Origin of the sequence: Flaviramulus basaltis (genome assembly GCF_900114265.1) — a bacterium.
Classification (GTDB): domain Bacteria; phylum Bacteroidota; class Bacteroidia; order Flavobacteriales; family Flavobacteriaceae; genus Flaviramulus; species Flaviramulus basaltis.
In genome coordinates, this window is sequence record NZ_FPKV01000002.1 from 217,508 (window position 1) to 243,616 (window position 26,109).

Below are 26,109 nucleotides of genomic sequence, written 5' to 3' on the forward strand. Positions count from 1 at the left end.
GTAAATATAATTATAGCTAAGTTATCATTTTATATAAAATCTCCTTAATTTCACACACTCAAAAACAACAATTATCTTATGGATTCTATTACAGCAAATGATAGTATCATTCATTTCAATGAAAACTGCTATAACTCTTTAAATAAGCATGTTAGTGAACATAATTTTTCTAAAATATTTATTTTAGTAGATGAAAACACACATCAATATTGTTTAGCTCAGTTTTTAGAAAAGCTAGAAACTACTATTACCATAGAAATTATAGAAATAGAATCTGGTGAAATTAACAAAACTATTGATACCTGTGTTGGAATTTGGAATACGCTTTCTGAATTGGATGCAGACAGAAAGAGTTTGATGATAAACATAGGTGGAGGTGTAATAACAGATATGGGAGGCTTTGTAGCTTGTACCTTTAAGCGTGGTATTGCTTACATTAATGTTCCTACCTCTCTACTATCTATGGTTGATGCATCTGTTGGAGGAAAAACAGGAGTAGATTTAGGTAGTTTAAAAAACCAAATTGGTGTTATAAGTAATCCCAATCTTGTTTTAATAGATACAAATTTTTTAGAAACATTACCTAAAAACCAAATGCGTTCTGGATTAGCAGAAATGCTTAAACATGGTTTAATAACCGGTGAAAGCTATTGGAGTAATTTTAAAGATTTATCTCAATTATCATTAAATGATTTAGATGAATTGATTCATGAATCCGTTATGATAAAAAAACATGTTGTTGAAGAGGATCCCTATGAAAATGGTTTGCGAAAAACATTAAATTTTGGACATACGCTTGGACATGCAATAGAATCATATTTCTTAAGCAGTGAAAACAAAACTGTATTACTACATGGTGAAGCCATTGCAATTGGAATGATTTTAGCTAGTTATATTTCTACTGAATTACTTGCCTTTCCAAAGCAAACAACATTAGATATTAAAGATTTATTAATTAATTATTATGGAAAAGTAAATATAGATGAAAGTGAATATTCAACCATAATTGAATTACTTAAGTACGACAAGAAGAATAATCATGGAAATGTAAATTTTGTTTTACTAGAAGAAATCGGTAAACCAAAAATTGACTGTATAGTTGAAGAGAATATTATAATTAATGCATTTAAGTTTTATGAGAATTAGTTTTATTCAATTCCTATATTAAACTTATTAAAATATAATATCTATTTAGAAGCACTAGTATTTTAATTTCTTGTTACAAATATAAGAGCTGTAGTTAAAAGGAAAGAGGTTATAGTTATAATCGTATTAATTCTTGAATCTCCTGAAGCACCACTAATTGCAGAATTATTTGGTTCAACATAAACATAATCATTCTGAGTTAAGTAATATACTGGGGAATTAAAAATCTCTTTATTAGTTAAATCTACTCTCGAATACGTTTTTGTTCCATTGAAATCTCTAACGATTAGCACATTATCTCTTCTGCCTTTAATTGTTAATCCTCCTGCCATAGCAAGCGCTTCTAATATAGATATTCTTTCACCTGAAACTTGATAGACTCCTGGACTTGATACAGCCCCTTCAACTGTTACTCTAAAATTCGTGATTCTAATAATTATAACTGGTTTTTTTAAAAGGTTACCATCCTCGAATTTATTTTTAAATAGCTCTTTAGCTTCATCAACTGTTAATCCAATTAATTTAATTTTTCCTAATACAGGATAGTCAATATTTCCATCAACATCAATTAGGTAATCTACCAACTGACCTTGTGCACCAGTATCCATGACCAAATTATAAGGCTTTGTTACTAAAGGATCTATAGTGGAAACATATATACTTAAAACATCACCAACTTTCAATTTAGCTTTAAAAGTATCAGTATCAACAATTGTTTCAAAATCTTTAGCATTTTGAAAATAGACTACTTCTTGTTTAGATACACAGGAGGTTATCATAATGCTAAGTAATATAAATACAAAAAGAGATTTAAATACTTGTATATTAATAAAAGTAAAATTAGATTTTAAATAATTATTTAACATAGGTTTGGGGTTTTCTATATAATATATGTTTTAACAACATTATATAACCATATAATTAATTCACGCTTTCTTCAAGGTAAATTTAACAATTGTTTTGAAGTAACGATGATACTGCATATTTATTTCGCTAAAAGAGTAGTTAAAATCGGTTAACTACATTAACCTAATTTTGAATAATTAAGCTATTCAAAATACTAGCATTTACATTACTTTTTCAGGTCTAGTTGAAATAGGTCAATAAAAATTCTATGTTATTTTTTTAAAATAGAACACAATCTCATCATTTATAAATTATTTTTTGATATTTGCTATTAGTTAAATAGCTTCTAAATTCAAATGAACAAGCAACAATTAAGCATATTAAAGGGAAAAAGAGTTTTAATAACTGGTGGCGCAGGATTTATAGGGTCTAATCTATGTGAAGAATTACTAAATCATGGCATATCTGTTGTTTGTTTAGATAATTTTTCAACTGGAAAGCTTAATAACATAGAACCTTTTCTAGAAAAATCGAATTTCAAATTAATAAAAGGAGATATCAGAAACCTTGAAGATTGTAAAAAAGCATGCTCTAATTCAGATTATGTGTTACACGAAGCAGCTTTAGGATCGGTACCAAGATCTATAATTGATCCTATTACAACAAGTGAAGTTAATGTAACTGGTTTTTTAAATATGCTAGTAGCAGCTAGAGATGCTAAAGTAGAACGTTTCATATATGCAGCAAGCTCTTCAACTTATGGAGACCATCAAGCCCTACCTAAAGTAGAGGATACTATTGGAAAACCTCTATCTCCTTACGCCATTACAAAATATGTAAATGAATTATACGCAGATATTTTTCATTCAACTTATAATTTAGATACCATTGGATTAAGATATTTCAATGTTTTTGGTAAACGACAAGATCCTGATGGTGCTTACGCAGCAGTAATACCTAAATTTGTACAGCAATTTATAAATCATGAATCGCCTATAATTAATGGTGACGGAAGTTATTCAAGAGATTTCACATACATTGATAATGTTGTTCAAATGAATATTAATGCATTAACAATAGATAATAAAGAAGCATTAAATACAGTGTATAACGTAGCTTACGGAAAAAGAACTACTTTAATTGAATTAACTAATTTATTAAAAGAATATTTATCAGAATTTGATAGTTCTATAAAAAATATTGAAATAAAACACAAAGAAAATAGAATTGGAGATATTCCCCACTCTTTAGCTTCTATAGCTAAAGCAAAAAAATTATTAAATTATAATCCAAAGTATGATATTAGTAGCGGATTAAATGAAGCTATAAAATGGTATTGGGAAAATTTAAAATAAGCTACATAATAAAACAATGAAAAACATTAAAATTGCTATTATAGGCTTAGGTTATGTAGGTTTACCGTTAGCAAGGCTTTTTGCAACTAAATATCCTGTTGTTGGTTTTGATATTAATACGAAAAGAATAAATGAGTTATTAAAAGGTAACGATTCAACTTTAGAAGTCGAATCAAAGGTTTTACAAGCTGTTTTAAAAAACAACACTAATGAGGATTTAGGATTATTTTGTTCTTCATCAATAGAAGATATTCGAGGTTGTAACTATTACATTGTTACCGTCCCTACTCCTATTGATAAAAATAATAAACCAAATTTAACTCCTCTTTATAAATCTAGCGAAACTGTAGCAAAGGTTTTAAAAAAGGGTGATATTGTAATCTATGAATCTACAGTTTACCCTGGAGTAACTGAAGATGAATGTGTTCCTATATTAGAAAAAATTAGTGGATTAATATTCAATGAGGATTTTTTTGCAGGTTATTCTCCTGAGCGAATCAATCCAGGTGACAAACTACATACCATTGATAAAATATTAAAAGTTACAGCAGGTTCAACTCCTGAAACAGGTAAAAAAGTTGATGATTTGTATGCTAGTGTAATAACAGCAGGTACATACTTAGCTCCTACAATTAAAGTAGCAGAAGCAGCAAAAGTTATTGAAAACTCACAACGCGACATCAATATTGCCTTCGTTAATGAACTAGCCAAAATATTTAATCTAATGAATATTGATATATATTCTGTTTTAGAAGCTGCAGGAACAAAATGGAATTTCCTTCCTTTTAAACCTGGATTAGTAGGCGGACATTGCATTGGTGTAGACCCTTATTACTTAGCTCAAAAAGCACTAGAAGTTGGTTATCACCCAGAAATTATTTTAGCTGGTCGGCGTGTAAATGATGGAATGGGATTATATGTTGCTTCTGAAGTTATTAAACTAATGGCACAAAAAGATATTCCTATAAATGGTGCAGAAATTTTGGTTTTAGGTATAACATTTAAAGAAAACTGTCCAGATGTTAGAAACACGAAAGTTGTAGATGTTATTAATCAGCTAAAAACTTATGGCACCAATGTAACTATATATGATCCTTGGGCAAATCCTGAGGAAGTAAATCAAGAATACAACCTAAAAACAACAAAAGAATTGCCTAAAGACAAATATGATGCAGTTGTTTTAGCTGTTGCACATAAAGATTTTCTGAAAAATAATTATAAAACAACACTTATAAAACCAAATGGTATTTTATATGATGTTAAAGGTGTACTTAAGGAAAAAGTAGATGGTAGACTTTAAACATTAAATGAATTGTCGCAAACAAAACATATTAAAAAGAAAAAATCCCTTAATTATAAGGGATTTTTTAATATTGTATCTTCTTTAAAAATTTACATATCATTAAAAATAGAATGCATCAATCGTTTTTTATCATTAATGCTCTCTTCTAAAGAAATCATAGTTTCTGTTCTATAAACACCTTCGATATCATCAAGCATAAAAATAACCTCTTTAGCGTGCTCTGTGCTTCTAGCTCTAATTTTACAGAAAATATTAAATTTCCCTGTAGTTATATGAGCTACAGTAACAAAAGCTATTTCATTTATGCGCTCTAAAACAAATTTAGTTTGAGAAGTGTTATTTAAATACACACCAACATAAGCAATAAATGAATACCCAAGTTTTTTATAATCTAACATCAATGAAGAACCTTTAATAATACCTGATTCCTCCATTTTTTTAACACGCACATGCACTGTACCTGCAGATATCAATAATTTTTTAGCAATATCAGTAAATGGAATTCTTGTGTTATCAATTAACATGTCAAGAATTTGATGATCTATTTCGTCTAATTTAATTTTCCCCATAATTAACTATTCTTAAATATAAAGCAAAATTAATACATTTTTATTAAAAATAACTCATAAATGATACGTTTTATTTCGATAATAATGATATTTTTTCATTATTTATTATTACGAAAACGTTTTCGTTATTAACTTCCAACAAACGCCCCTCATTATTAAACACTTCAAAACCATTAGCTTCTATTTCCTTATGTCCAAAAAACGCGTCTAATTTTTCAATTCTATCAACTTTTGGGATGAATTCTATTTTATTATCAATTAACTTCTCTTGGTATTGAATTCCTATATCCAAAAAATCATCATTTATTCTTGTATTTCTAATAATTATATCTAAAAAGCACTTGTCATTTTCTGGTATTTTAAAGTATGTCTCATAATTATCGCCAGTTACATCTTTACTTGATATATAATTTAATGAAGTAATGTATGACGCATAAATAAGCTCACGTGTTTTCTCACGACCGTAATCATTACTAAAATGACCAGCTTCAAATAATATAGTTGGCACATTTTCGCTTTGAAAAGTATCTCCAACGCAATTTAAATTAAATGCATCATCATACACCCCTACTTGATTAGGAATGATTGATTGTAATGCTTCATTCATGACTCCAATAACTTCCATAGCAACCTTTCTATTAGGCGTTATAGCGCAGGCTAAATCTTGAGCAGGAGCCAAAAATGATACTGTAGCTGGTTTATTAGTTTTACCGGCGCTAAAAATAGTTCGTTGTCCATGAAGGTTATAACAAAAATGAGGTTTAAACGTTTCAAAAACCTTTTTCAAAACCTTACTTTCAGGCTGCGTTAAGTCTTGTGCATCTCTATTTAAATCAACTTGATTTGCGTTAATTCGTGTATAAGCTTCAGCGCCATCTGGACTTAGTATTGGAATAATATACAAAGTACAAGCATCCAATATGTTTTTTACTTCTTCATTCTCATCTAAAAAGGTGTTTAATAGGTCAAATAAAGCTTTAGTTGTGGTTGATTCGTTTCCATGCATTTGAGACCACATTAAAATTCTTTTTTTTCCGTTCCCAATTTTTAAACCATAGATAGGTTTTTTCAAAACTGAAGCTCCAATTGTTTCTAAACTTAAATAATTTTTAAAGTTGTTTAATAAAGGTTCAATATGGTTATTGGTAATATACCGATGAAATAAGCTGGTTTCCTTATGCTTTAAAAACAGTGATTTAATTTCTTCTATTTGCATGTTATTTAGTTATGTCACAAATGTAAACAATTACTAATTTACAATTGTAAACAAGAAATAATTCAAATTTGTTTACAATGTTATACAGAAACAATATCAAAAAGCCCTTTTTGATACATAAAAAAACCAATACCTATAAAAACAATTACTAAATACACATATTCAATGATTTAAATACATATATTTAAAGTTTTTATTTAGCTATAATAATGATTTACGCATAATAAAGTATTGTATTTATAGTTAAATTGTTACATTTGTAACAATTAAGGACTACAATAGTTATTTACAATGATAAACACTGAAGATTTTATTAAAAGACTACAAACAGTAATAGATTACTACGGTGAATCTGCCTCTTCTTTTGCTGAAAAAATTGGTGTTCAGCGCTCAAGTATTTCACATATTTTATCTGGTAGAAATAAACCCAGTTTGGATTTTATTTTAAAAACATTATCTGCTTTTCCAGAAGTTGATTTGTATTGGTTATTTAATGGTAAGGGAGAATTTCCTTCCATTAACAAAACAGAGGAAGTTAAAAAAGAAATCATTCCTCCTCTTGAAAAAGAAATAATTAGAACTGAAGAAACGAAAGACAAGACTATTGAACGAATTGTTATTTTTTATTCTGATGGAAGTTTTAAAAATTTCAATAATTAAATATTTTCTTTAGTAGCTTTGCTACATAATATTATTCTATGAGATTTTTTTATTTATTATTACTTCTAACACTTTTAAGTTGTTATTCAACCACAAGAAACTGTAAAGACTTTAAAACAGGTGAATTTTATAGTGAAGTTATTATTGGTGATGTTTTATATAAATCCACATTTTCTAGAAGTAAAAATTTACAGGTAGAGATTTATAATAAAAAAACGGATTCATCGCAATTAAGATGGATAAATGATTGTGAAGTTGTTTTCAAAACAATCAACCCAAAAAACATGGCTGAACAAAAAGATATTCATTTAAAAATTTTAACTACAACAGATTCATCATATACTTACGAATACTCATATGTGGGCGAAATAAAAAAACAAAAAGGTATTGCTTACAGAGTAAAATAAAAACTAATCAAAAGGATATAAAAAGGATTCAACTAAATTGAATTTAAGCTGTTTGTCTTCTGTAATTTGATAAGTTAAAAAAATCTCTCCCCAAAATTCACCATCAGAAAAATCGGCAATTATCCATTTGTGGTTTAACATTTTCACGGTATTAATAAGTATTTTTCTTCCTTCACATGCAGCATAAGGTACAATTGGATGTTGTCCTTTTACCTCGTTTAATTTATAAAGTTCATCTTTTATAAACGGAATTAACTCATCAACATTATAACCATCTCTTTCAAAGTAACTAATCGCATCTTCATTTCGTTCTAGATTAAAGTGAGACACATCAGCAATATCTTTTTGCAAAACCAATACAGAATCTTTATATTTTACTACCTGCTCTTTATATCCATTTAATTTGTTATCCATGTCTTCAAACACACGTTTTGAATTTACATACTGAAATATAACTAGCAGTATTGAAAACACAAACAGGTACATAAAAATTCTTTGTTTCATTTTTTCTAAAATTTAAATTGTTATTTGCAAACCATCATAGGCCAAAAATACATTTTCTGGCAATGTTTTTTCTACTTCTTCATGAAAGCCTAATAAATGACTTATGTGAGTTAAGTAGGCGATTTCAGGATTTACTTTTTTTATGAATTTTAAGGCTTCTTCCAAATTAAAATGCGACCGATGCGGTTCTACTCGCAGTGCATTAACCACCAATACTTTTACATTTTTAATTTTATCAACTTCTTTCTCTTTAAGAGTTTTCATATCAGTTAAATAAGCAAAGTCATTAAATCTAAAACCAAAAACTTGCAATTCGGCATGTTTTCCACTTACAGGAATTACTTCCAAGTTTTTTAACTTAAATGGCTTATTTTTAATTTTATTTGTAATAACTGTAGGAGCTCCTGGATATTTGTTTTCAGTTTCAAAAACATAATCAAACCTTTTACGTAATTCCTTCAAAACCCTTTTGTGAGCATAAATTGGAATATCACCTTGTTTATAATAAAAAGGTCTAATATCATCAAACCCTAAAACATGATCAGAATGTTCGTGCGTAAATAAAATCCCATCAATTTTATTACACTCTGCTCTTAGCATTTGGTATCTAAAATCTGGACCACAATCTATCACATAAGTGTAATCCTCCCATTCAACTAAAACAGAGACACGCAAGCGTTTATCTTTTGGGTTTTTACTCAAACAAACAGGATGTTGGCTTCCAATAATTGGAATACCTTGTGAAGTGCCAGTGCCAAGAAAAGTGATTTTCAATTTATTAGTAAAGTTTAGTACAAAAATAAGCTTATTTTTTTGTTTGCTTTACTTATTTAATACCTTTGTGCATATAAGCTATAACCTATATATGTATGGAAATTACCATAAAGGGAGATAAAGAATTTGATGATATCCCATCCTTAAAATCAAAAGCACTCCGCATAAATTTAAACGAAAATATTTACGGGTCATTTGCTGAAATTGGTGCAGGACAAGAAACTTGCCGACATTTTTTTAGAGCTGGTGGTGCTTCTGGTACTATTGCGAAAGCAATGTCTGCTTACGATAAAGATTTTAGTGATGCTATTTATGGTGCCGAAGATGATGGCCGTTATGTGACTGAAGCACGTTTACGCAAGATGCTTACTCATGAAATGAACCTCATGGAAAATAGGTTAACTCGCGAAAAAAATCCAAATAAAATATTTTTTACTTACGCTAATACTGTTGCTACCATTGACTTTGCTAAACAATTTAAAGGTCATGGTTGGGTTGGAATTAAATATCAAGTTGAAGCAAAAGGAGACTATAACGAAATTATTTTACACGTTCGTTTTAAAGAAACCGATGCACGTTTACAACAAGAAACACTTGGTATTTTAGGAACTAATTTAATTTATGGAGCGTTTTATAAATACAACGAACCAAAAAAACTACTTCGTTACCTCTACGATCATTTAGATAAAGACCAAGTAGAAATTGATACTATAAATTTTTCGGGACCTGTTTTTAAAAACATAGACAACCGATTAATGAGTTTGCAATTGGTTAAAAATGGTATGACGGATGCCGTAATGTTTGGACCTGACGGAACAAATGTACTTCCTGCTAAAGTGTTTTATAAGAAAAATATCTTAGCGCTTCGTGGAAGTTTTAGACCAGTTACTAAAGTAAACATGGCTATGTATGAGAAATCATACGATATGTTTATTAAAGAAAATAAGGTTGATAAAGATAAAACCGTTGTTGTTTTTGAAATTACCTTATCTAATTTAAGAGCCGAAGGAGAAATTGACGAACAAGATTTTATTGATAGAGCAGATTTATTATGCTCACTAGGGCAATCTGTAATGATTTCTAATTTTCAAGAATATTTTAAAGTTGTAGAGTATTTTTCTAAATATACTAAGGCTAGAATGGGATTAGCAATGGGCGTTAACAATTTGGTTGATATTTTTGATGAAAAATATTACCGTCATATAAGTGGTGGTATTCTTGAAGCCTTTGGAAAATTATTCTTCAAAGACTTAAAAGTTTACTTATATCCAATGCTGGATCCTAATACAGGAGAATTAATGACTAGCGAAAATCTAAAAGTCTATCCGCGTATGAAAGAATTATACAAATTCTTTAAATACAATGGAAAAGTTATAGATATTGAAGATTACGACAAAAGTATCATGAATATTTTTTCTAGAGAAATACTTAAAATGATTTCTGAAGGAGAACGTGGCTGGGAAGATATGGTTCCAGAAGGCACCGCAGATTTAATTAAAGATTATAGGTTGTTTGGTTACACTAGAAAACCTTTAACATTAAGTAGGAAAAGAAATATTCCTAAAGGATAAAAAAAAGAGGCTATTTTAAATAGCCTCTTTTTTTTATAATATTTGCGCAGCGTGATCTTTCGTTTTCACCTTATCAATAACACGTTCAACAACACCGTTTCCATCTATTAAAAAAGTCATTCTATGAATACCATCATATTCTCTACCCATAAACTTTTTTGGTCCCCAAACACCAAAAGCATTTATAACCGTTTTGTCTTCATCTGCCAATAACGGAAAAGGAAATTCATATTTACTTTTAAAATTAGCTTGTCTTTTTTCAGAATCTGCACTTACTCCCAATAACTCATAGCCTTGCTCTTGCAAAGCTTTATAATTATCTCTTAAATTACAGGCTTCAGCTGTACAACCTGGTGTACTTGCTTTTGGATAAAAAAATACGATTAATTTTTTGCCTTTATAATCGCTTAAAGAAACAGTGTTTCCTTGTTCGTCTTTTACAGAAAAATTAGGAACTGTATCACCTTGTTTTAATGTGTTCATAGTCTTAACTTTGATTTTTAACAAAAATACGATTAATGACTAAAAAAGAGAAGGTAAACTTTGTTATAAATACCTTAAATAAATTATATCCAGAAATTCCAATTCCGTTAGATCATAAAGACCCATACACATTATTAGTTGCTGTTTTACTTTCCGCACAATGTACAGATGTTCGGGTAAATAAAATCACACCGCTGTTATTTGCTAAAGCTAACAATCCATATGATATGGTTAAACTAACAGTAGAAGAAATTAAAGAAATAATTAGACCTTGTGGATTATCTCCTATGAAAAGCAAAGGCATTTATGGTTTATCAAAAATACTAATTGAAAAGCATAATGGAGAAGTTCCGCAAAGTTTTGAAGCTTTAGAAGAACTTCCTGCAGTAGGACACAAAACAGCAAGTGTTGTGATGTCTCAGGCTTTTGGTGTTCCGGCATTTCCTGTAGACACACATATACAAAGATTAATGTATAGATGGAATTTAAGCAATGGTAAAAATGTGGTACAAACTGAAAAAGATGCTAAAAGATTATTCCCAAAAGAATTATGGAATGATTTACATCTTCAAATTATTTGGTATGGTAGAGAATACTCTCCTGCAAGAGGTTGGAGTTTAGAGAAAGATGTTATAACTAGTACAATAGGAAGACAATCTGTTTTAAATGATTATCAAAAAATAAAAAAGTCCTAATACTTTAATATATTAGGACTTTCTGAAACTTAATTTAGAAGCGCTTCAAACTTCAATTTATTACAATTTATAACACTTAAAGCCTTTGAATAACTTAGAAGAAAATTAACCGTTTCTTCTCTCGGTTCTAGTTCGTTTAAATTTTTTAAAGATTTTTTCTCAGAGTAAAGTTTTGCCATTATATAATGTTAAGGATTTATTTAAATCAATAACGCAGCAAAAATTACTTTATTGTATATTAATTTGTTAAAACTATATTGTGCTTATCAATTATTTTTCGCAAATTAATTAATGCATAACGCATACGTCCTAATGCTGTATTAATACTAACACCTGTTCTATCTGATATTTCTTTAAAACTCATGTCATTATAAATACGCATTAATAATACTTCTTTTTGATCTTCAGGTAACTCATCAACTAGGCGCCTTACATCATTTTCAACTTGTTCTTTAATAATGCTTTTTTCAGCATTTAAACTCGTGTCACTCAATACAGAAAAAATACTAAACTCGCCAGCATTATCAAATTTTGGCATTCTATTATTTTTCCTAAAGTAATCAATCACCAAATTATGCGAAATACGCATAACCCATGGTAAAAATTTACCTTCTTCATTATAAGCACCACGTTTTAAGGTACGTATAACTTTAATAAAAGTATCTTGAAAAATATCTTCTGCAAGATCTCTATCATATACTTTTGAATAAATAAAACTGTAAATTTTTTGTTTGTGCCTAATAATAAGTGTTTCTAAAGCACCTTCATCTCCTTTAATGTAGTTGCTAACTAGAGTAGCATCTGAAATAATTTCGTTTTGCATAATAATTACTTTTAATGCATAGAAGAGGGCTTCTTTGCTTGGGGTTAAATGTTTAAAAGTAATGTTCTGCTATAGGCGAGAGTTTAATTAATAGTTGTTTATGGATTCAAATATAACAACAATCATTCCTAAAAAACAAAAAATAGTCCTTTTTTTTATCTAGTATTAAAACAATTAAGTATTTTTTAAGCTGAACTACTTATAGTATCTTTGTTTCTTTATTTCCCTTAAAAGCCTATGAACACTAGTATTTCTGACGTAAATCCAAAAGAAAACATCATTATTAAAGGTGCAAAACTGCATAATTTAAAAAATATTGATGTTGTTATACCACGAAATAAATTAGTGGTTATTACAGGTTTATCGGGCTCTGGCAAGTCTAGCTTAGCTTTTGATACACTTTACGCTGAAGGGCAAAGACGCTATGTTGAAAGCTTATCAAGTTACGCACGCCAATTTTTAGGACGATTAAATAAACCCAAAGTAGATTATATAAAAGGTATTGCTCCAGCAATTGCTATTGAGCAAAAAGTGAATTCAACTAATCCTCGTTCTACTGTTGGTACAACTACCGAGATTTATGATTATTTAAAACTTCTTTTTGCAAGAATTGGTAGAACCTACTCGCCTGTTTCTAATAATGAAGTAAAAAAAGATACTGTAACCGATGTTTTAAATTACTTAAAAACATTTCTTGAAAGAGAAAAACTACTACTACTCGCTCCTATTTATTTAGAAGAAGGACGAACTATTGAAGATAAAATTCAAACATTACAACAGCAAGGTTATGCTAGAATAAAATTGAATAATGATGTTGTAAGAATTGATGAAGTTAGCAATATCAACAAAAAAGATACTATTCTATTAGTTGTAGATAGAATTATTATTAAAGATGAAGAAGATTTTTTCAATCGTTTAGCTGATGCGGTACAAACCGCTTTTTTTGAAGGTAAAGGCGAATGTATTATCGAATCATTAGGTAATGATTCTTCAACTCATAAGCCAAGGCATTTTAGTAATAAATTTGAATTAGATGGTATTAATTTTCTAGAGCCAAACGTTCATTTATTCAGCTTTAACAATCCTTATGGTGCTTGTCCAAAATGTGAAGGATATGGAGATATTATTGGTATTGACGACGATTTAGTTATTCCAAATACAGCACTATCTGTTTATGAAAGCGCCATTTTTCCTTGGCGAGGTGAAAGCATGAGCTGGTACAAAGATCAACTGATTAATAACTCTCATAAATTCGATTTTCCTGTTCATAAACCTTATTTTGAATTAAGTGAGGCTCAAAAACAACTTATTTGGGACGGTAATCAATATTTTGAAGGTCTAAATTCATTTTTTGCAGAGTTAGAAGCTAAAGCGTATAAAATTCAAAACCGTGTAATGCTTTCTCGTTATCGCGGAAAAACAAAATGTAAAGCTTGTAATGGTAAACGATTACGTGTTGAAGCTAATTACGTTAAAATTGCTGGAGCAACTATTACCGATTTGGTAGAAATGCCTCTTAATAAATTGGCAAACTTTTTTATACAATTAGAATTAAACGATTACGACACACAAATTGCTAATAGATTATTAAAAGAAATTAATAACCGTTTATCATTTTTAGCAAATGTTGGTTTAGATTATTTAACCTTAAACAGGAAGTCTAATACCTTATCTGGTGGAGAAAGTCAGCGAATTAACCTCGCAACTTCTTTAGGTAGTAGCTTGGTAGGCTCTATGTATATTTTAGACGAACCTAGCATTGGTTTGCACCCAAAAGATACCGAACGTTTAATTTTGGTTTTAAAACAATTACGCGATTTAGGAAATACGGTTATTGTTGTTGAGCATGATGAAGATATTATGAAAGCTGCCGACAGCATTATTGATATTGGACCAGAAGCAGGAACATTTGGCGGACATGTTGTAGCACAAGGTGATTATAATGATATTTTGGCTTCAGATTCCTTAACAGCTCAATATCTTAATGAAAAATTAAAGATAGAAATACCTAAAAAACGTAGAACATCAAAATATTATGTTGATGTTTTAGGTGCACGCGAAAACAATCTTAAAAATATTGATGTTCGTTTTCCTTTAGGTATGCTAACCGTTATAACAGGTGTTTCTGGTAGTGGAAAAAGTACATTAGTTAAAAAAATATTACATCCTGCATTACAAAAAAAGCTAACAGATTTTGGAGATAAACCCGGTCAATTCACATCTTTAGAGGGTGACTATAGCAACGTAAAGCATATTGAATTTGTGGATCAAAACCCAATTGGGCGTTCATCGCGTTCTAATCCGGTGACTTATATTAAAGCTTATGATGATATTCGTGCGCTCTTTTCTAAGCAAAAACTGAGTGCCATAAGAAATTATCAACCAAAGCATTTTAGTTTTAATGTAGATGGCGGACGTTGTGAGACTTGCAAAGGTGAAGGTGAAGTAACCATTGAAATGCAATTTATGGCAGATGTGCATTTAGAATGCGAAACTTGTAAAGGAAAACGCTTTAAAAAAGAGGTTTTAGAAGTAACGTTTGCAGATAAAAACATTGATGATATACTAAACCTTACCATTGATGATGCTATTGCTTTTTTTGAAACTAATAAACAAACTAAAATAAAAACAAAACTACAACCACTTCAAGATGTTGGTTTAGGTTATGTGACTTTAGGTCAAAGCTCTTCTACCCTTTCCGGTGGTGAAGCGCAACGTATTAAACTAGCTTCTTTTTTAGGAAAAGGAAACAATAAAGATAAAGCTCTATTTATTTTTGATGAACCTACTACAGGTTTACACTTTCATGATATTCAAAAGCTATTAAAATCGTTTAATGCGTTAATTGAAAACGGGCATTCTATTATAGTAGTAGAGCACAATTTAGAGCTTATTAAATGTGCCGATTATATTATAGATTTAGGTCCAACGGGCGGTGAAACTGGAGGAAATCTAGTCGCAGTTGGAACACCAGAAGATATTATTAAAATTGAAGCATCTGAAACTGGAAAGTATTTAAAAGATAAATTATAATATACACTTCAATCTTAATAAAACAAAAAGGCAAATACACCTAGAATTGTAGCTGTTAAAGGCGCTACAAAAGATAGAAACAAAAAGGTAATTATACTTCCCTTAAAAAAACTTTTAAACATACCTTGTTGGTAAAAACGCTTTAATGCTAATAGCAAATAGACAAAAGTAGAAAGCGTTATAAGTAAATTAATCCAACCTGGAATATCCCAAATAAAATTAATACCAATTACAATACTAAATACAGTAAATAAAAACGAAAAATAATAAAAGCTAAACACTAAATGATTAGCAAAACTGCCTCGTTTTCTATAAAATAACTTTAATAGTAATGCAAATATTGGTAACAAGAAAAACATAGCAATAGGTATCGTATCATAAAATGCTTGTAAAATACTTCCTCCACTTCTAGATTTATAAAATTTTAATGCTTGAGCATATAAACGTCTTTTAAAAGCTCCAGCATCAGTATCCATTCCCATTTCTTTATAAATAACTTTATCTGGAGCATCTGCGGCTATTAAAGAATCTATTGACTCTTCATTAAAATCAAAATCCATTCCATCATTTTTTCTAAAATCCTCAGCATTAACTAACGAATCAATTTTAGCATCATTAAAACCATGAATAAACTTATTATTCTCTAAAGCTTTTCGAACTTCGGTCCTAGCTATAGAATCTTCTTTTTTTCGCTTTGCTAACTTAACAGCATTAATGGAATCTTTAACAAAATCATTTGTAATCGTATCGGCTATTTTTTCGTGTTTTAAGGTTCTTGCAAGACTTTCATCTAAGCTTTGTACTTGCTTACGCTGTATAAAAGAAAACAAAAAGAAAAACACAACGGTAATAAACAAATACATTTGTGCAGGATGTAAATATAACAAGCGTTTACCTTGTACAAATTTGCCTGCTAAATAACCTGGTTTAAATAATAAAGGGAAAAAGCTTTTAAAAAAGCGTGCATCAAAAGAAAAATAGTTACTAATAGTATTATAAAACAGCACTTTAACTGTTAGTTTGTCTTTTGCTTGTTGCCCACAATGTGGACAAAACTTAAAGTCTTCCTCAAATTGTTGTTCACAATTTTTACAAGTTTCTAATTGATTTTCCATTAAGTTGATTGGTTTCTATAAAAGTAGTAATTTTTTATAAATAACCTAAAAGTCATTATTTAGAGAAACCGTTTATGCTTAGCGTAGTTGAAGTATCGTTATATCAAAACAATAATTGATAGCTTCTTCTTTTCTTTATGTGATTTCTTCCTGCGTTCGAAATGACTACAAAACACAAAATTACACTCTTAATCATGTTGAAATAACATTCTCTAGTGTCATGTCGAAAAAGGAACGATTGAGACATCTCATTACATTTAAAAAATATATTATCAGTTCAATCTTTGCATTTTTTTCTGTATTCAAAACAATAAAACAAATTAAACAACTAAAAATCAAGTATTTAAATTTTTGGCACGCAAATTGAAAACCATTAAGCAATAGCGAAAGCCGAAAAGCTAAAGAGTAGGCAAAATATAAAAACCCGAATCATGAAAACAAAAATTACTCTGCTTAGTATTTGCTTTATTTTAATTACATCTCTAAGTTTTGCTCAAAAAAAAGATGATGCAAAAAATATTATAAACAACAAAGTCACTATAAAAAAGTATTATGATAGTGATGAACTAGAAAAAATGCAAAAAGGTGAATTGTTAGATTTATATATAGAAAGAATAACAGTTCTTACTAATACAATGCCTTACATAGCCTTTGCTACGAAACCTGGAATAACGATGACTACCTTAGGAATACCAAACAGCAAAGAAAACAGAAAGGCACTTGAAAACCAACATGAAAATACAGACACTTACGTAGAAAATACTATTGAGTTTCAAAAAACAATACTACCCTATTCTGATACCAATAACTTGACAAGAGCCATTTTATTTTATGAAGAGATAATGAAATCCCTTCATGTTTACAATGAGTATAACTAGTATAATAGAATAAATCTTAACAGTTATAGCGAAAGCCGAAAAGCTAAAGAGTAGGCAAAATGTAAAATCCTTTAATTATGAAAAGAACATTACTTTTATTTGCAGGTTTGTTAATAGGATTAACAGCTGCATCAGCAACAGAACAAAACAACCAAAAACAAGACAATCATTTAGATATTACAAAACGCTACCGTTATGCACAACCCATTACATTTATGGAGCGCGGTATTGAGTTTTTAATTTTCCCCGATGGAAGTTTTGATTTTAACACCAATAACAATACTTCAAATGCATTTAATACAGATTCTGGATATTATGACGATGATGTATTCTATAAAAACAACTCTAAAAGAGGAAGTGTAAACGCCACATATCGTGGACCAAACGTGAACATCCAATTTAGTAGCAATCGTGCTGATAGAGGTGTTTCTATTATTCGCGATAGAGATGGTAAAGTAAGACGTATTGGTAACGTGTTTTTAAATTACGACAGATACGGAAACATTACTCGTGCAGGTTCTGTATTTATAAACTATAGTAGAGGTAAGAACGCTGTAGTAACCCAAATAGGAGGATTAAAAGTTAATTACAACCGTTGGGGTGAAATTGTTAGTACCAGAGGTTATGTAAACTGGAATAACCGTAATACGCATTATGATGTTAGACCAAATTACGATAGAGATAATAACCATTATGATAATGATGACAACTACTACTATTACAAACAAAATGGTAAAGTAAAAACACAAAAAAAGAACAAAAGATAATTTTTTGAGATTAATTATTTATTAGTTTGAGATGAAAACCTCGAAGTTTGTTGGCTTCGAGGTTTTTTTATTATTTAACATGGTTATATAAAAATAACTAATTATTAGCTGCTGTTCCTATCAATTCTTTTAAAAGCTTAAATTCCTCATCCTCAAGTAAATTGATACTTCCGGATGTAGCACTTTTTATAATAACATCTGCTTTACCTAAAGTTTCAATCATAGGAATTATCTTTGAACTATAATTGTTATAAAAACGAATTAAATCTCCTTTTCAACAAGGGATTTTATATCCGCTTTGAGAGCTTGCAATTAAAATTTTATTATCTCTTAAATTTCCAATCACCTCTTTACTAAATAGTCTTTTGGTTAAGTGAATATTTCGAATCTTAATTCTATCAATTATTTCGTCTGAAAAGATATATTCATAGGGATCTTTTTTAAATCTATAAATTAAATAGTTTAAACAAATTAACTGATTTTTAATTTCAATTTCTGTACGATTTTCATTTGCATTTACAAATTCGTTTATTCTGAAAAATATAAAATCGACTAATTCTTGATCATATTTTTCATCTCCATCTTCTAATTTTCGGACTAATTTTGGTGGATTTTCTGGCCATTCTCTTAAATGTAGAATTTGTCTATTTAAAATCTTTGTAATTTCTTTACTTCTGTAATTTACTTTGTCAGGTTCGTAACATTTAGCTATACTTCCTGCAATGAAATCTGCTAATTGAATCAACGGTTCTTCTTTGCTATCACAAAATTTGAATTCTGGACCTCTAAATAATTCTGTTTGATTATGATTTTTTTCAACATAACCAATGAATTCATCCATAAATTTTTCTGTCCCATGATTGTCGGAAACTAATTCTAAATAAGGATAATAGTCATAGAGTTCGTGATCTAATAATCCATTCACATATTTATAGAAAACATCTCTAAATTGTAAGCCGCTATCCTCAAAAACTTTTCTTTTATCAACAATTACACTGTAGATTCTGAAATCAAGTTCTGAAATATCTTTTAAAAATTCAATTCTATTTTCGATATTTCTAAATGCTCTAGAACTAGATTTTATTTCTGGTGCTTGAGTATGTTTAATTGCTATTTTTATGAATTGCTCTCGAACTTTGTTTACTGAATTTTTATCAATTATAACTGCGCTGACAATAAAATAAGTTGTTACCCCCTCTTTTTCAAAGTGTATACTTTTATCACCAGATTCATCTATATATCCTATTTTCTTACTCAATTTATCTTGTTAGCATATTGGTTACGGTTTAATACCCAATGTTAAACGAAGTAAGCTAATTTTTCCCACAAAAGATAAATTCTCATTTTTAGTTTTAAACGAGTTATTAACAATAATACTTGATTTACAGCAACTTAAATATCGCTCTCAATTTTTGGCACGCTGTTTGTAATTACATAAACGTATCACAATTAAAACACACAATTATGAAAAAATTTATATTTTTATTAGCAGGTTTAGTCCTTACAGGATTTACTGTTAATGCAGACACACCTAACACGAATGCAAATACTGCAGCAACTTATATTGGAGGTTATGGTAACTCTTTCATATTTGTGGAAGATGGTATTGAGTTTTCGGTATTTCGTGATGGACAATTCGATTTTAATATACTAAGAGGTAATTCTCGCTTAAATGTTTCGGTTGGAACTCCTAATGTAAATATTAGCTTTAACTCGGGTTACGATTATAATGCTTATGTACAGTATGATGAATATGGAGCAATTATTCAAATAGAAAACACGCCTATTTATTACGATTATTATGGTCGTGTAAATCAAGTAGGTAACGTAAATATTTACTATAATAACTTTGGTTATGTATCTCGTGTGGGTGGTTTATATGTACATTACAATACCTACAATGAGTTTTCATACTGTTCTGGTTACATAAATGTATTTAACAGAGCTTATGTTTACAGACCTTGGCACAGATATTATAGCATTCCTGCTTATGATTACTGTGTAGTTTACAACAGACCTTACAGACAATACTACAAACCAGTGCGTTATGTTTATAACAGGCCTTTTTATAACAATTACAGACCTAGAACATCTATTGCTAGCAGACGTGGAAATGTTGTTGCAAGAAACAGAAGTTATGCTACTGTAAATAGAAGTAATAGGAATGTAACTAAAATAAATAGAAGTGTTAATTCTAGAAGAACTGTTGCTCAAAACAATACAACTGTAAATAGAAACACTAGTACAACTATAAATAGAAATGCAGCAAAACGCGATAATACTAATATTAATAGAAGTACTACTATTAACAGAAATGTTACAAGACAGAATAACACGGTTATAAATTCTCCTAACAGAAGTAATACAGAAATTAATAGAAACAGAACGGTTACTAGAACAACAAAACCTAGTACAAATAATAAAAGTACAAGAACGGTAACTCGTAGCACAAATAATACGGTTACTCAAAATCCAAAAAGTACAAATACACGTACATATAATAGAAACACAAATACAACTAGAAAACCAGAAGTAGCACAACGTACAGTAAACAAGCCAAGAGCGGTTAAAACACAACGTACAGTTACAAGATCTACCCAAAGTAGCAAACCAACAGCTACAAAAAGTAGAGGTAATTCTAGCAACAATACAAGATCGACAACAAGAAGACGATCATAAAAATTTTGGTTGGTTAGTTTGGAAAGCCCTTCGAGTAGTTTGCCTCAAAGCAACATCGTAGGGTTTTCTGTTTTTATATTCCTGCTTAGGTGGTAGGAATAACAGTTTATTTCAATTTCAAGTAACGCTTTATAAGTAAGGTTATATCTTCAGAAAAATTAAACCTATAAACCACAAAAGCATACAAAACTGTAATTAATATTGATTTTAAAGCAATATTAATAAACGGATTAAAAGGAAACTCCCAAAAATAAAATAGCAGAATACTAATTAAAATTAACCCTCCTATTTTTAAGGTATAAACACTAAAAGGAAAAATTTTAAATTTCTTATAAACAAAAAACAGCTTAATTGTATTATAGACAAAAATGGCCAAAAAAGTTGCAATGGCAGCGCCGTTAATCCCAAACATAGGAATAAAAACGATGTTTAAAATCACCATTAAAATAACTAGAATAACGCCAAAAACTAAAACCATTCTGTAATAATCACTGTTAAACAAAATAGCATTGTTACTGCCTAAAACAGCATCATAAAGTTTAGAAATACTTATTATAAATACCACAAATAACCCACCACTAAATTCTTCTGGTATAATATGGTACAATTCATTTATATTTAAAACAATCAGCAAAAAAATAAATCCGCTTATTATAAATAAATTTAATGAGCTTTTTTTGTACAAATCCTCTAAAGCAACCCTATTTTTTTCATTCAAATATTTAGCAGACAACGGTAACAATATTTGATGCATAGAGCGTTGTGGCACCGCTATAACTGCAGCTATAAAAATGGCGACATTGTAATATGCTATTTCTTTAATATCAATATAATATCCAAGCATTACTTTATCTACATCTAAAATAACTGTAGCTATAGAACCTGCTATAATTATTAAAAATGAATATTTTAGAATACTACTTAAATTATTAACACGCTTAAAAGTTATAATGGGTAATTTAATAGTAAATGCATTAACCATCATAACAAGCATTCTTAAAACATATACCAAAACCAAACCTACCATGAATTGTTCTAGGTTTATCACTTCAAAATGAAATAAAAACAACAAAATCATGGTTCCTACTCTATGAAAAACTTCTTTCATAAAATTCCCAAAAACAGTTTGCATTTGCACTTTAGCCCAAGCAAAAAACACTTCAAAATAAGCCAATGCAATAGCTATAACTATGGTATGCCACAAGTAGTTTTTAATAATATCATTTTTGTTTGAAAGAAAGTCTGTAATAGTACCATAACACACATAAGTAATTAAACTTAAAGGAATTATAATAATTACAGGCAAAAACAGCATAAGCGTTAAAAAACTATTTAACGATACTCGTGTTTTAAATGTTGAATAAAATTTAACTATAGTGTTATGCACACCAAATGCCATTAATGGCATAATTACAAACGCCAAAGAAAGCATAAAGCCTACCATACCATAATGCTCGGTACTTAAAAATTTAGTATACAGAAATAAGGTATTTATAGCGCCTATAAAAAACCCTAAATAGGTAGAAATAACATTTTTAAAGGATTGTGAAGCTACTATTCCCATTAGAGTAATTTTGACAAAGATTCTGTAAGTGCCTTTCTATGATACTTTTGCAAACCAATTGGATGCGATTGTAAAGTTTTATTTTGAAAAGCTATGTAATGCTCTAATATAATTCTTTTTAACGACTCGTAATCTGTATAATTAAAGTAGTTACCTGTGTTGGTTTCTTTGATAATTTTTTCAACATCTGAATCTTTCGGTCCAATAGCAATAATAGGTCTATTAGAAATCATGTATTCAAATAGCTTTCCAGGAATAATGCATTTAGTGTCTTCAGAATTTATTTCAATAAGTAATAGTATTTGCGATTTTTTTTGAAATACAACTGCTTCTTTGTGTGAAACATAGCCTGTATTATTAATACAATCACTTAAGCCACATGTTTTAATGGAATTTAATACATTTTCACTTACCGAGCCTATAAAATTAAGCTGAAAATCTTTTGAAAAACCAACATTTTCTTTCACTAAATCACGTAACACTTTCCATAAAATTACTGGATTACGCTTGGATAATAACGACCCAATATGCGACAAAGTGAATTTATTATCCATTGTAAAATTGACATGCTTTTCATTATCATAGCCATTTGTAATAACAGCAATAGGTTTATTTGTTATTTGCTGAAACTCGGTTTTAGTTGTAAAACTAGTTACAATAATTTGATTAGCTGTATTTAAAACTTGCTTTTCTAAAGCTTTGTGCTTCAATTTTGATGCTTCTGTGAGTTTTAATTGTTTATGGTAGCCAATAGTTGTCCATGGATCTCTAAAATCTGCCAACCACTTCACTCCTAAACTTTCTTTTAATTTTAAACCAATAAGATGCAAACTATGTGGCGGACCAGTTGTGATAATAGTATCAATTTTTTCTTTTGAAATATAATCGCTAAGGAATGCAACTGAAGGTTTTACCCAACTTTTACGAGCATCAGGAATAAAATAGTTGCCACGAATGTAAAGCATGGCTTTTTCGATAAAACTCTGCTTCTTCTGTTCCGAAATAATGCCTTTACTTATGGTTTTTGATGATTTTTTTGAAAACACACTAGCTAGTCTATAAGGTTCTTTTATAGGCTGTTTTAGTACGGTAACACCTTTTGAAACTTCAGAAACTAAGCTATCATCAACTATAGGGTAATTTGGGTTTTCAGGAATATATACAATGGGTTCAATATTAAACTCTGGTAAATATTTTACAAATTTTAACCAACGCTGAACACCAGGACCACCTGCTGGTGGCCAATAATATGTTATAATGAGTACTTTTTTAGGCACTTTTATTTTTCTTAAACTCATAAAACAATCCACCAAGTAAAAGCAGCCCTAGTAAAACAGAACTTGCAAGCGCAATACTGCTACCCGTTTTTACAACATCAGGATCAAACTTAAACTCTATAGTGTGTTTGCCGGAAGGAATTTCCATACCACGTAAAATATAATCTACACGTATATGTGTTGTTTCTTTTCCATCGATAAATGTTTTCCAACCATCTGGATAATAAACCTCAGAAAACACAGCAAAACCATCGTTTGTGTTATTAGATTGGTATTTTAAGTGATTTGGTTTTACTTCAAGTAAATTTATTGATGCTAAAGAATCGACTTTAAATTGATTAGCATATTTTTTTTGTTTTAACAAAGGATGAACAGAATAAATAGCTTTATGTTTATTATCTAAAGAATCTAAAAGCTTAATTTCTTCATTTGCCGACTCTACTTTTTGTAAAGATTCAACAAACCAAGCATTTCCATTAGCCTCTTCATTTTTGTAAGGAAAAGTGTTCCCTTCTTTATCTTGAGCAATAATATACTTGGTATTAAGCATATTCAACACATTTATATTATTCTGACGTATGTAGAAGTCGAAAACCTCACTATAACGTCTTAATTCCGCAGCATTATAACCATTTAGTGAGTTATGATAATAGGATGGTTTTGAAGGACCAGAAACCAAATCATAAACTCTAAAGTGCGACGTATCTTTTAAAATACCTTTATCAACTTCATTTGCTTGAAAAGGTTTATTCATTGCTAAACCTGAAACAAAATCATCATTATTAACATAACGTCTATCAACACCAACTAAATCAAAAAGGATTAAAGCACAAAATGCCATAATTACCCATTTTTCTTTGAGTTTGTCTTTTAAAAACATAAAAATAGCACCTGCAGAAAGTAATACTAAAACAAGCGTACGTATAGTGTCTTGAGTGAAAATCGATTTTCTATCTTGCTTTATAGCGTCAACAAAATCTGGTCCATAATTCTGACGGTAAAACCCATCATTAACACTAACAAAATCAAATAGAGACGATTTAAACATCAAGAAAACAAGAGCAAGACCTCCAGTTATAATTGTTGTGTATTTTAACGCTTTAAGCTTATCTTCTTTCTTTTCAAAATCATTGAACAACCTTACTAATCCAAAAATTGCCAAAACCGGAATACATAATTCCAAAATAACTTGAATAGAACTTACGGCTCTAAACTTATTGTAAAGTGGCACAAAATCAATAAAAAAATCGGTTAAAAAGCCTAAATTTTTTCCATAGGATAATAATAAAGAGACTAATGTTCCACCAACAAGCCACCATTTTAATCGTCCTTTTACTAAAAATAAACCGAAAACAAATAGGAATAAAACAACTGCACCTACGTAAGCTGGTGCTTCAACAATGGGTTGATCTCCCCAATACATGGGCGCATGCTTAGATTCTTGCAAAGCTTGACTTGTAGTAGCTCCTAGTTTTCTAAAAGCTTCATAAGTCGCTGAATCTTTGCCAATATCTTCACCGTTACCACCGCCCATAAAACGAGGTATAAATAAATTAAAAGTTTCAGCTATACCATAACTAAATTGGGTGATGTAGTTTCTGTCTAAACCAGAAGTGACTTCCTTAGGAGAGCCATCAGGATTTATTGTGAGTTCACTTTTACTACGTTTACTTTCTTTAACATACTCATTGGTTGCTAGTATATTAGTCGCATTTAAAGCTATTGAAAGTACTACGGCTGCAACTAAAATACCAACCGATTTAAAATAATGTGGTAACATTTTCTTTTTAAAAGCATCTACCAAATAAGCAATACCTAATATTATAACTAAAAACATTAAATAGTATGTCATTTGAAAATGGTTTGCCACCAATTCTAAACCCATAGCAATTGCCGTTAATAAAAAACCACCAATATATTTCTTTTGAAAAACTAACAAAATACCACTTAAAACCAATGGCATATAAGCAATAGCATGTGCTTTACTATTATGACCAACACCCAAGATAATGATTAAATAAGTTGAAAAACCAAAGGCTATTGCTCCAAGAGCTGCCAGTTTAAAATCTACTTTTAAAACAAGCAATAACACATAAAAACTTAGTAAATAAAGAAATAAATAATCTGCAGGTCGTGGTAAAAACCGAAGTGCTAAATCTAATTTTTTAATGTAATTATGTGGGTATTTAGCACCTAATTGATACGTTGGCATACCACCAAAGGCACTATTTGTCCAATAGGTTTCTTTTCCCGTTTTTTCCTTAAAATCCTTTTGCTGCTTGCTCATGCCAATGTACTGCACGATATCGTTTTGATATATTTCTTTCCCTTGTAAAACAGGATTAAAATATGCTAAAGCAAGTATTACAAAACCGACTAAAATTAATATGTGTGGAAGTAATCTTTTTATTGAAAATTGCATGAAATGGTTTTAAGAAAAATGA

At 29.6% G+C, this 26,109-nt stretch carries 24 protein-coding genes; 11 read left to right on the forward strand and 13 right to left on the reverse strand.

Going from position 1 to position 26,109, the window contains the following annotated elements; genetic code table 11:
- The first annotated feature begins 78 nt into the window (after positions 1–78).
- Positions 79–1,146, forward strand: coding sequence for a 3-dehydroquinate synthase (gene aroB, locus BT151_RS07650; protein ID WP_072401212.1), 1,068 nt, complete (start codon positions 79–81; stop codon positions 1,144–1,146).
- Positions 1,147–1,208: 62 nt separating this feature from the next.
- Here aroB and BT151_RS07655 read toward each other — a convergent pair whose 3' ends face one another.
- Entirely contained in the window at positions 1,209–1,925 is a 717-nt protein-coding gene (locus tag BT151_RS07655) for a polysaccharide biosynthesis/export family protein (protein ID WP_245794758.1), read from the reverse strand.
- A 423-nt stretch (positions 1,926–2,348) separates the two neighbouring features.
- On the opposite strand from BT151_RS07655, the gene BT151_RS07660 reads away from it, so the two are divergent.
- Together BT151_RS07660 and BT151_RS07665 are read left to right on the forward strand one after the other, a co-directional pair.
- Entirely contained in the window at positions 2,349–3,347 is a 999-nt protein-coding gene (locus BT151_RS07660; RefSeq protein WP_072401214.1) for an SDR family oxidoreductase, read from the forward strand.
- Positions 3,348–3,363: 16 nt separating this feature from the next.
- Complete coding sequence (locus tag BT151_RS07665; protein ID WP_072401215.1) at positions 3,364–4,647, forward strand: nucleotide sugar dehydrogenase; 1,284 nt, start codon at positions 3,364–3,366, stop codon at positions 4,645–4,647.
- A gap of 92 nt (positions 4,648–4,739) precedes the next feature.
- Here BT151_RS07665 and BT151_RS07670 read toward each other — a convergent pair whose 3' ends face one another.
- Positions 4,740–5,219 (reverse strand): Lrp/AsnC family transcriptional regulator, encoded by a 480-nt coding sequence (locus BT151_RS07670; protein WP_072401216.1) that lies wholly within the window; start codon positions 5,217–5,219, stop codon positions 4,740–4,742.
- A gap of 70 nt (positions 5,220–5,289) precedes the next feature.
- Positions 5,290–6,435, reverse strand: coding sequence for a M14 family metallopeptidase (locus BT151_RS07675; protein ID WP_072401217.1), 1,146 nt, complete (start codon positions 6,433–6,435; stop codon positions 5,290–5,292).
- 291 nt (positions 6,436–6,726) lie between these two features.
- Here BT151_RS07675 and BT151_RS07680 point away from each other — a divergent pair, with 291 nt between their 5' ends.
- Positions 6,727–7,095 (forward strand): helix-turn-helix domain-containing protein, encoded by a 369-nt coding sequence (locus tag BT151_RS07680; RefSeq protein ID WP_072401218.1) that lies wholly within the window; start codon positions 6,727–6,729, stop codon positions 7,093–7,095.
- 38 nt (positions 7,096–7,133) lie between these two features.
- Complete coding sequence (locus BT151_RS07685; protein WP_072401219.1) at positions 7,134–7,502, forward strand: DNA topoisomerase IV; 369 nt, start codon at positions 7,134–7,136, stop codon at positions 7,500–7,502.
- 3 nt (positions 7,503–7,505) lie between these two features.
- Here BT151_RS07685 and BT151_RS07690 read toward each other — a convergent pair whose 3' ends face one another.
- Positions 7,506–8,006: a hydrolase gene (locus tag BT151_RS07690; RefSeq protein ID WP_072401220.1), complete on the reverse strand. Its 501-nt coding sequence runs from the start codon at positions 8,004–8,006 to the stop codon at positions 7,506–7,508.
- Positions 8,007–8,018: 12 nt separating this feature from the next.
- A complete protein-coding gene (locus tag BT151_RS07695) occupies positions 8,019–8,780 on the reverse strand; it encodes an MBL fold metallo-hydrolase (RefSeq protein WP_072401221.1) in 762 nt (253 codons plus the stop codon).
- A gap of 95 nt (positions 8,781–8,875) precedes the next feature.
- Here BT151_RS07695 and BT151_RS07700 point away from each other — a divergent pair, with 95 nt between their 5' ends.
- Entirely contained in the window at positions 8,876–10,351 is a 1,476-nt protein-coding gene (locus BT151_RS07700) for a nicotinate-nucleotide adenylyltransferase (protein WP_072401222.1), read from the forward strand.
- A 33-nt stretch (positions 10,352–10,384) separates the two neighbouring features.
- Here BT151_RS07700 and bcp read toward each other — a convergent pair whose 3' ends face one another.
- The gene (bcp, locus tag BT151_RS07705) at positions 10,385–10,834 is read right to left on the reverse strand and encodes a thioredoxin-dependent thiol peroxidase (RefSeq protein WP_072401223.1); all 450 of its coding nucleotides are present in this window, start codon (positions 10,832–10,834) and stop codon (positions 10,385–10,387) included.
- A gap of 35 nt (positions 10,835–10,869) precedes the next feature.
- Here bcp and BT151_RS07710 point away from each other — a divergent pair, with 35 nt between their 5' ends.
- Positions 10,870–11,529 carry an endonuclease III domain-containing protein gene (locus BT151_RS07710; RefSeq protein WP_072401224.1) on the forward strand — a complete coding sequence of 220 codons (660 nt, stop codon included), beginning with the start codon at positions 10,870–10,872 and terminating at the stop codon, positions 11,527–11,529.
- 238 nt (positions 11,530–11,767) lie between these two features.
- On the opposite strand, the gene BT151_RS07715 is transcribed toward BT151_RS07710, so the two are convergent.
- A complete protein-coding gene (locus BT151_RS07715) occupies positions 11,768–12,352 on the reverse strand; it encodes an RNA polymerase sigma factor (protein ID WP_072401225.1) in 585 nt (194 codons plus the stop codon).
- Between the two features lie 237 nt (positions 12,353–12,589).
- Here BT151_RS07715 and uvrA point away from each other — a divergent pair, with 237 nt between their 5' ends.
- The gene (gene uvrA, locus BT151_RS07720) at positions 12,590–15,385 is read left to right on the forward strand and encodes an excinuclease ABC subunit UvrA (RefSeq protein WP_072401226.1); all 2,796 of its coding nucleotides are present in this window, start codon (positions 12,590–12,592) and stop codon (positions 15,383–15,385) included.
- A 14-nt stretch (positions 15,386–15,399) separates the two neighbouring features.
- Here the strand turns inward: uvrA and BT151_RS07725 are convergent, their stop codons facing one another.
- On the reverse strand, positions 15,400–16,500 hold the full coding sequence (locus BT151_RS07725) for a DUF3667 domain-containing protein (RefSeq protein WP_072401227.1): 1,101 nt from the start codon (positions 16,498–16,500) through the stop codon (positions 15,400–15,402).
- Positions 16,501–16,931: 431 nt separating this feature from the next.
- Here BT151_RS07725 and BT151_RS07730 point away from each other — a divergent pair, with 431 nt between their 5' ends.
- Together BT151_RS07730 and BT151_RS07735 are read left to right on the forward strand one after the other, a co-directional pair.
- The gene (locus BT151_RS07730; RefSeq protein WP_072401228.1) at positions 16,932–17,378 is read left to right on the forward strand and encodes a hypothetical protein; all 447 of its coding nucleotides are present in this window, start codon (positions 16,932–16,934) and stop codon (positions 17,376–17,378) included.
- A 77-nt stretch (positions 17,379–17,455) separates the two neighbouring features.
- A complete protein-coding gene (locus BT151_RS07735) occupies positions 17,456–18,145 on the forward strand; it encodes a hypothetical protein (RefSeq protein WP_072401229.1) in 690 nt (229 codons plus the stop codon).
- Between the two features lie 97 nt (positions 18,146–18,242).
- On the opposite strand, the gene BT151_RS18895 is transcribed toward BT151_RS07735, so the two are convergent.
- Positions 18,243–18,368 carry a hypothetical protein gene (locus BT151_RS18895; RefSeq protein WP_262494245.1) on the reverse strand — a complete coding sequence of 42 codons (126 nt, stop codon included), beginning with the start codon at positions 18,366–18,368 and terminating at the stop codon, positions 18,243–18,245.
- 51 nt (positions 18,369–18,419) lie between these two features.
- The gene (locus BT151_RS07740; RefSeq protein ID WP_072401230.1) at positions 18,420–19,403 is read right to left on the reverse strand and encodes a DUF3800 domain-containing protein; all 984 of its coding nucleotides are present in this window, start codon (positions 19,401–19,403) and stop codon (positions 18,420–18,422) included.
- Positions 19,404–19,609: 206 nt separating this feature from the next.
- On the opposite strand from BT151_RS07740, the gene BT151_RS07745 reads away from it, so the two are divergent.
- Positions 19,610–20,824, forward strand: a complete 1,215-nt coding sequence (locus BT151_RS07745) for a hypothetical protein (RefSeq protein ID WP_072401231.1) — start codon at positions 19,610–19,612, stop codon at positions 20,822–20,824.
- A gap of 106 nt (positions 20,825–20,930) precedes the next feature.
- Here the strand turns inward: BT151_RS07745 and BT151_RS07750 are convergent, their stop codons facing one another.
- The 3 genes from BT151_RS07750 to BT151_RS07760 are packed head-to-tail and all read right to left on the reverse strand — an operon-like array spanning position 20,931 to position 26,087.
- A complete protein-coding gene (locus BT151_RS07750) occupies positions 20,931–22,388 on the reverse strand; it encodes an oligosaccharide flippase family protein (RefSeq protein ID WP_072401232.1) in 1,458 nt (485 codons plus the stop codon).
- Positions 22,388–23,686, reverse strand: a complete 1,299-nt coding sequence (locus tag BT151_RS07755) for a glycosyltransferase family 4 protein (RefSeq protein WP_072401233.1) — start codon at positions 23,684–23,686, stop codon at positions 22,388–22,390. The genes BT151_RS07750 and BT151_RS07755 overlap by 1 nt, the downstream gene beginning before the upstream one ends.
- Positions 23,658–26,087 carry a YfhO family protein gene (locus BT151_RS07760; protein ID WP_072401234.1) on the reverse strand — a complete coding sequence of 810 codons (2,430 nt, stop codon included), beginning with the start codon at positions 26,085–26,087 and terminating at the stop codon, positions 23,658–23,660. The genes BT151_RS07755 and BT151_RS07760 overlap by 29 nt, the downstream gene beginning before the upstream one ends.
- Positions 26,088–26,109: the final 22 nt, after the last annotated feature.

Excerpts from the sequence above, each read along its gene's own strand:
- BT151_RS07660 (WP_072401214.1), top strand. The coding sequence starts at position 2,349 with ATGAACAAGCAACAATTAAGCATATTAAAGGGAAAAAGAGTTTTAATA.
- BT151_RS07725 (WP_072401227.1), bottom strand. The coding sequence starts at position 16,500 with ATGGAAAATCAATTAGAAACTTGTAAAAATTGTGAACAACAATTTGAG.
- BT151_RS07730 (WP_072401228.1), top strand. The coding sequence starts at position 16,932 with ATGAAAACAAAAATTACTCTGCTTAGTATTTGCTTTATTTTAATTACA.
- BT151_RS07675 (WP_072401217.1), bottom strand. The coding sequence starts at position 6,435 with ATGCAAATAGAAGAAATTAAATCACTGTTTTTAAAGCATAAGGAAACC.
- BT151_RS07735 (WP_072401229.1), top strand. The coding sequence starts at position 17,456 with ATGAAAAGAACATTACTTTTATTTGCAGGTTTGTTAATAGGATTAACA.
- BT151_RS07670 (WP_072401216.1), bottom strand. The coding sequence starts at position 5,219 with ATGGGGAAAATTAAATTAGACGAAATAGATCATCAAATTCTTGACATG.
- BT151_RS07755 (WP_072401233.1), bottom strand. The coding sequence starts at position 23,686 with ATGAGTTTAAGAAAAATAAAAGTGCCTAAAAAAGTACTCATTATAACA.
- BT151_RS07665 (WP_072401215.1), top strand. The coding sequence starts at position 3,364 with ATGAAAAACATTAAAATTGCTATTATAGGCTTAGGTTATGTAGGTTTA.
- bcp (WP_072401223.1), bottom strand. The coding sequence starts at position 10,834 with ATGAACACATTAAAACAAGGTGATACAGTTCCTAATTTTTCTGTAAAA.
- BT151_RS07680 (WP_072401218.1), top strand. The coding sequence starts at position 6,727 with ATGATAAACACTGAAGATTTTATTAAAAGACTACAAACAGTAATAGAT.
- BT151_RS07750 (WP_072401232.1), bottom strand. The coding sequence starts at position 22,388 with ATGGGAATAGTAGCTTCACAATCCTTTAAAAATGTTATTTCTACCTAT.
- BT151_RS07655 (WP_245794758.1), bottom strand. The coding sequence starts at position 1,925 with ATGATAACCTCCTGTGTATCTAAACAAGAAGTAGTCTATTTTCAAAAT.
- BT151_RS07690 (WP_072401220.1), bottom strand. The coding sequence starts at position 8,006 with ATGAAACAAAGAATTTTTATGTACCTGTTTGTGTTTTCAATACTGCTA.
- uvrA (WP_072401226.1), top strand. The coding sequence starts at position 12,590 with ATGAACACTAGTATTTCTGACGTAAATCCAAAAGAAAACATCATTATT.
- BT151_RS07745 (WP_072401231.1), top strand. The coding sequence starts at position 19,610 with ATGAAAAAATTTATATTTTTATTAGCAGGTTTAGTCCTTACAGGATTT.
- BT151_RS07760 (WP_072401234.1), bottom strand. The coding sequence starts at position 26,087 with ATGCAATTTTCAATAAAAAGATTACTTCCACACATATTAATTTTAGTC.
- BT151_RS07710 (WP_072401224.1), top strand. The coding sequence starts at position 10,870 with ATGACTAAAAAAGAGAAGGTAAACTTTGTTATAAATACCTTAAATAAA.
- BT151_RS18895 (WP_262494245.1), bottom strand. The coding sequence starts at position 18,368 with ATGATTGAAACTTTAGGTAAAGCAGATGTTATTATAAAAAGTGCTACA.
- BT151_RS07715 (WP_072401225.1), bottom strand. The coding sequence starts at position 12,352 with ATGCAAAACGAAATTATTTCAGATGCTACTCTAGTTAGCAACTACATT.
- aroB (WP_072401212.1), top strand. The coding sequence starts at position 79 with ATGGATTCTATTACAGCAAATGATAGTATCATTCATTTCAATGAAAAC.
- BT151_RS07685 (WP_072401219.1), top strand. The coding sequence starts at position 7,134 with ATGAGATTTTTTTATTTATTATTACTTCTAACACTTTTAAGTTGTTAT.
- BT151_RS07700 (WP_072401222.1), top strand. The coding sequence starts at position 8,876 with ATGGAAATTACCATAAAGGGAGATAAAGAATTTGATGATATCCCATCC.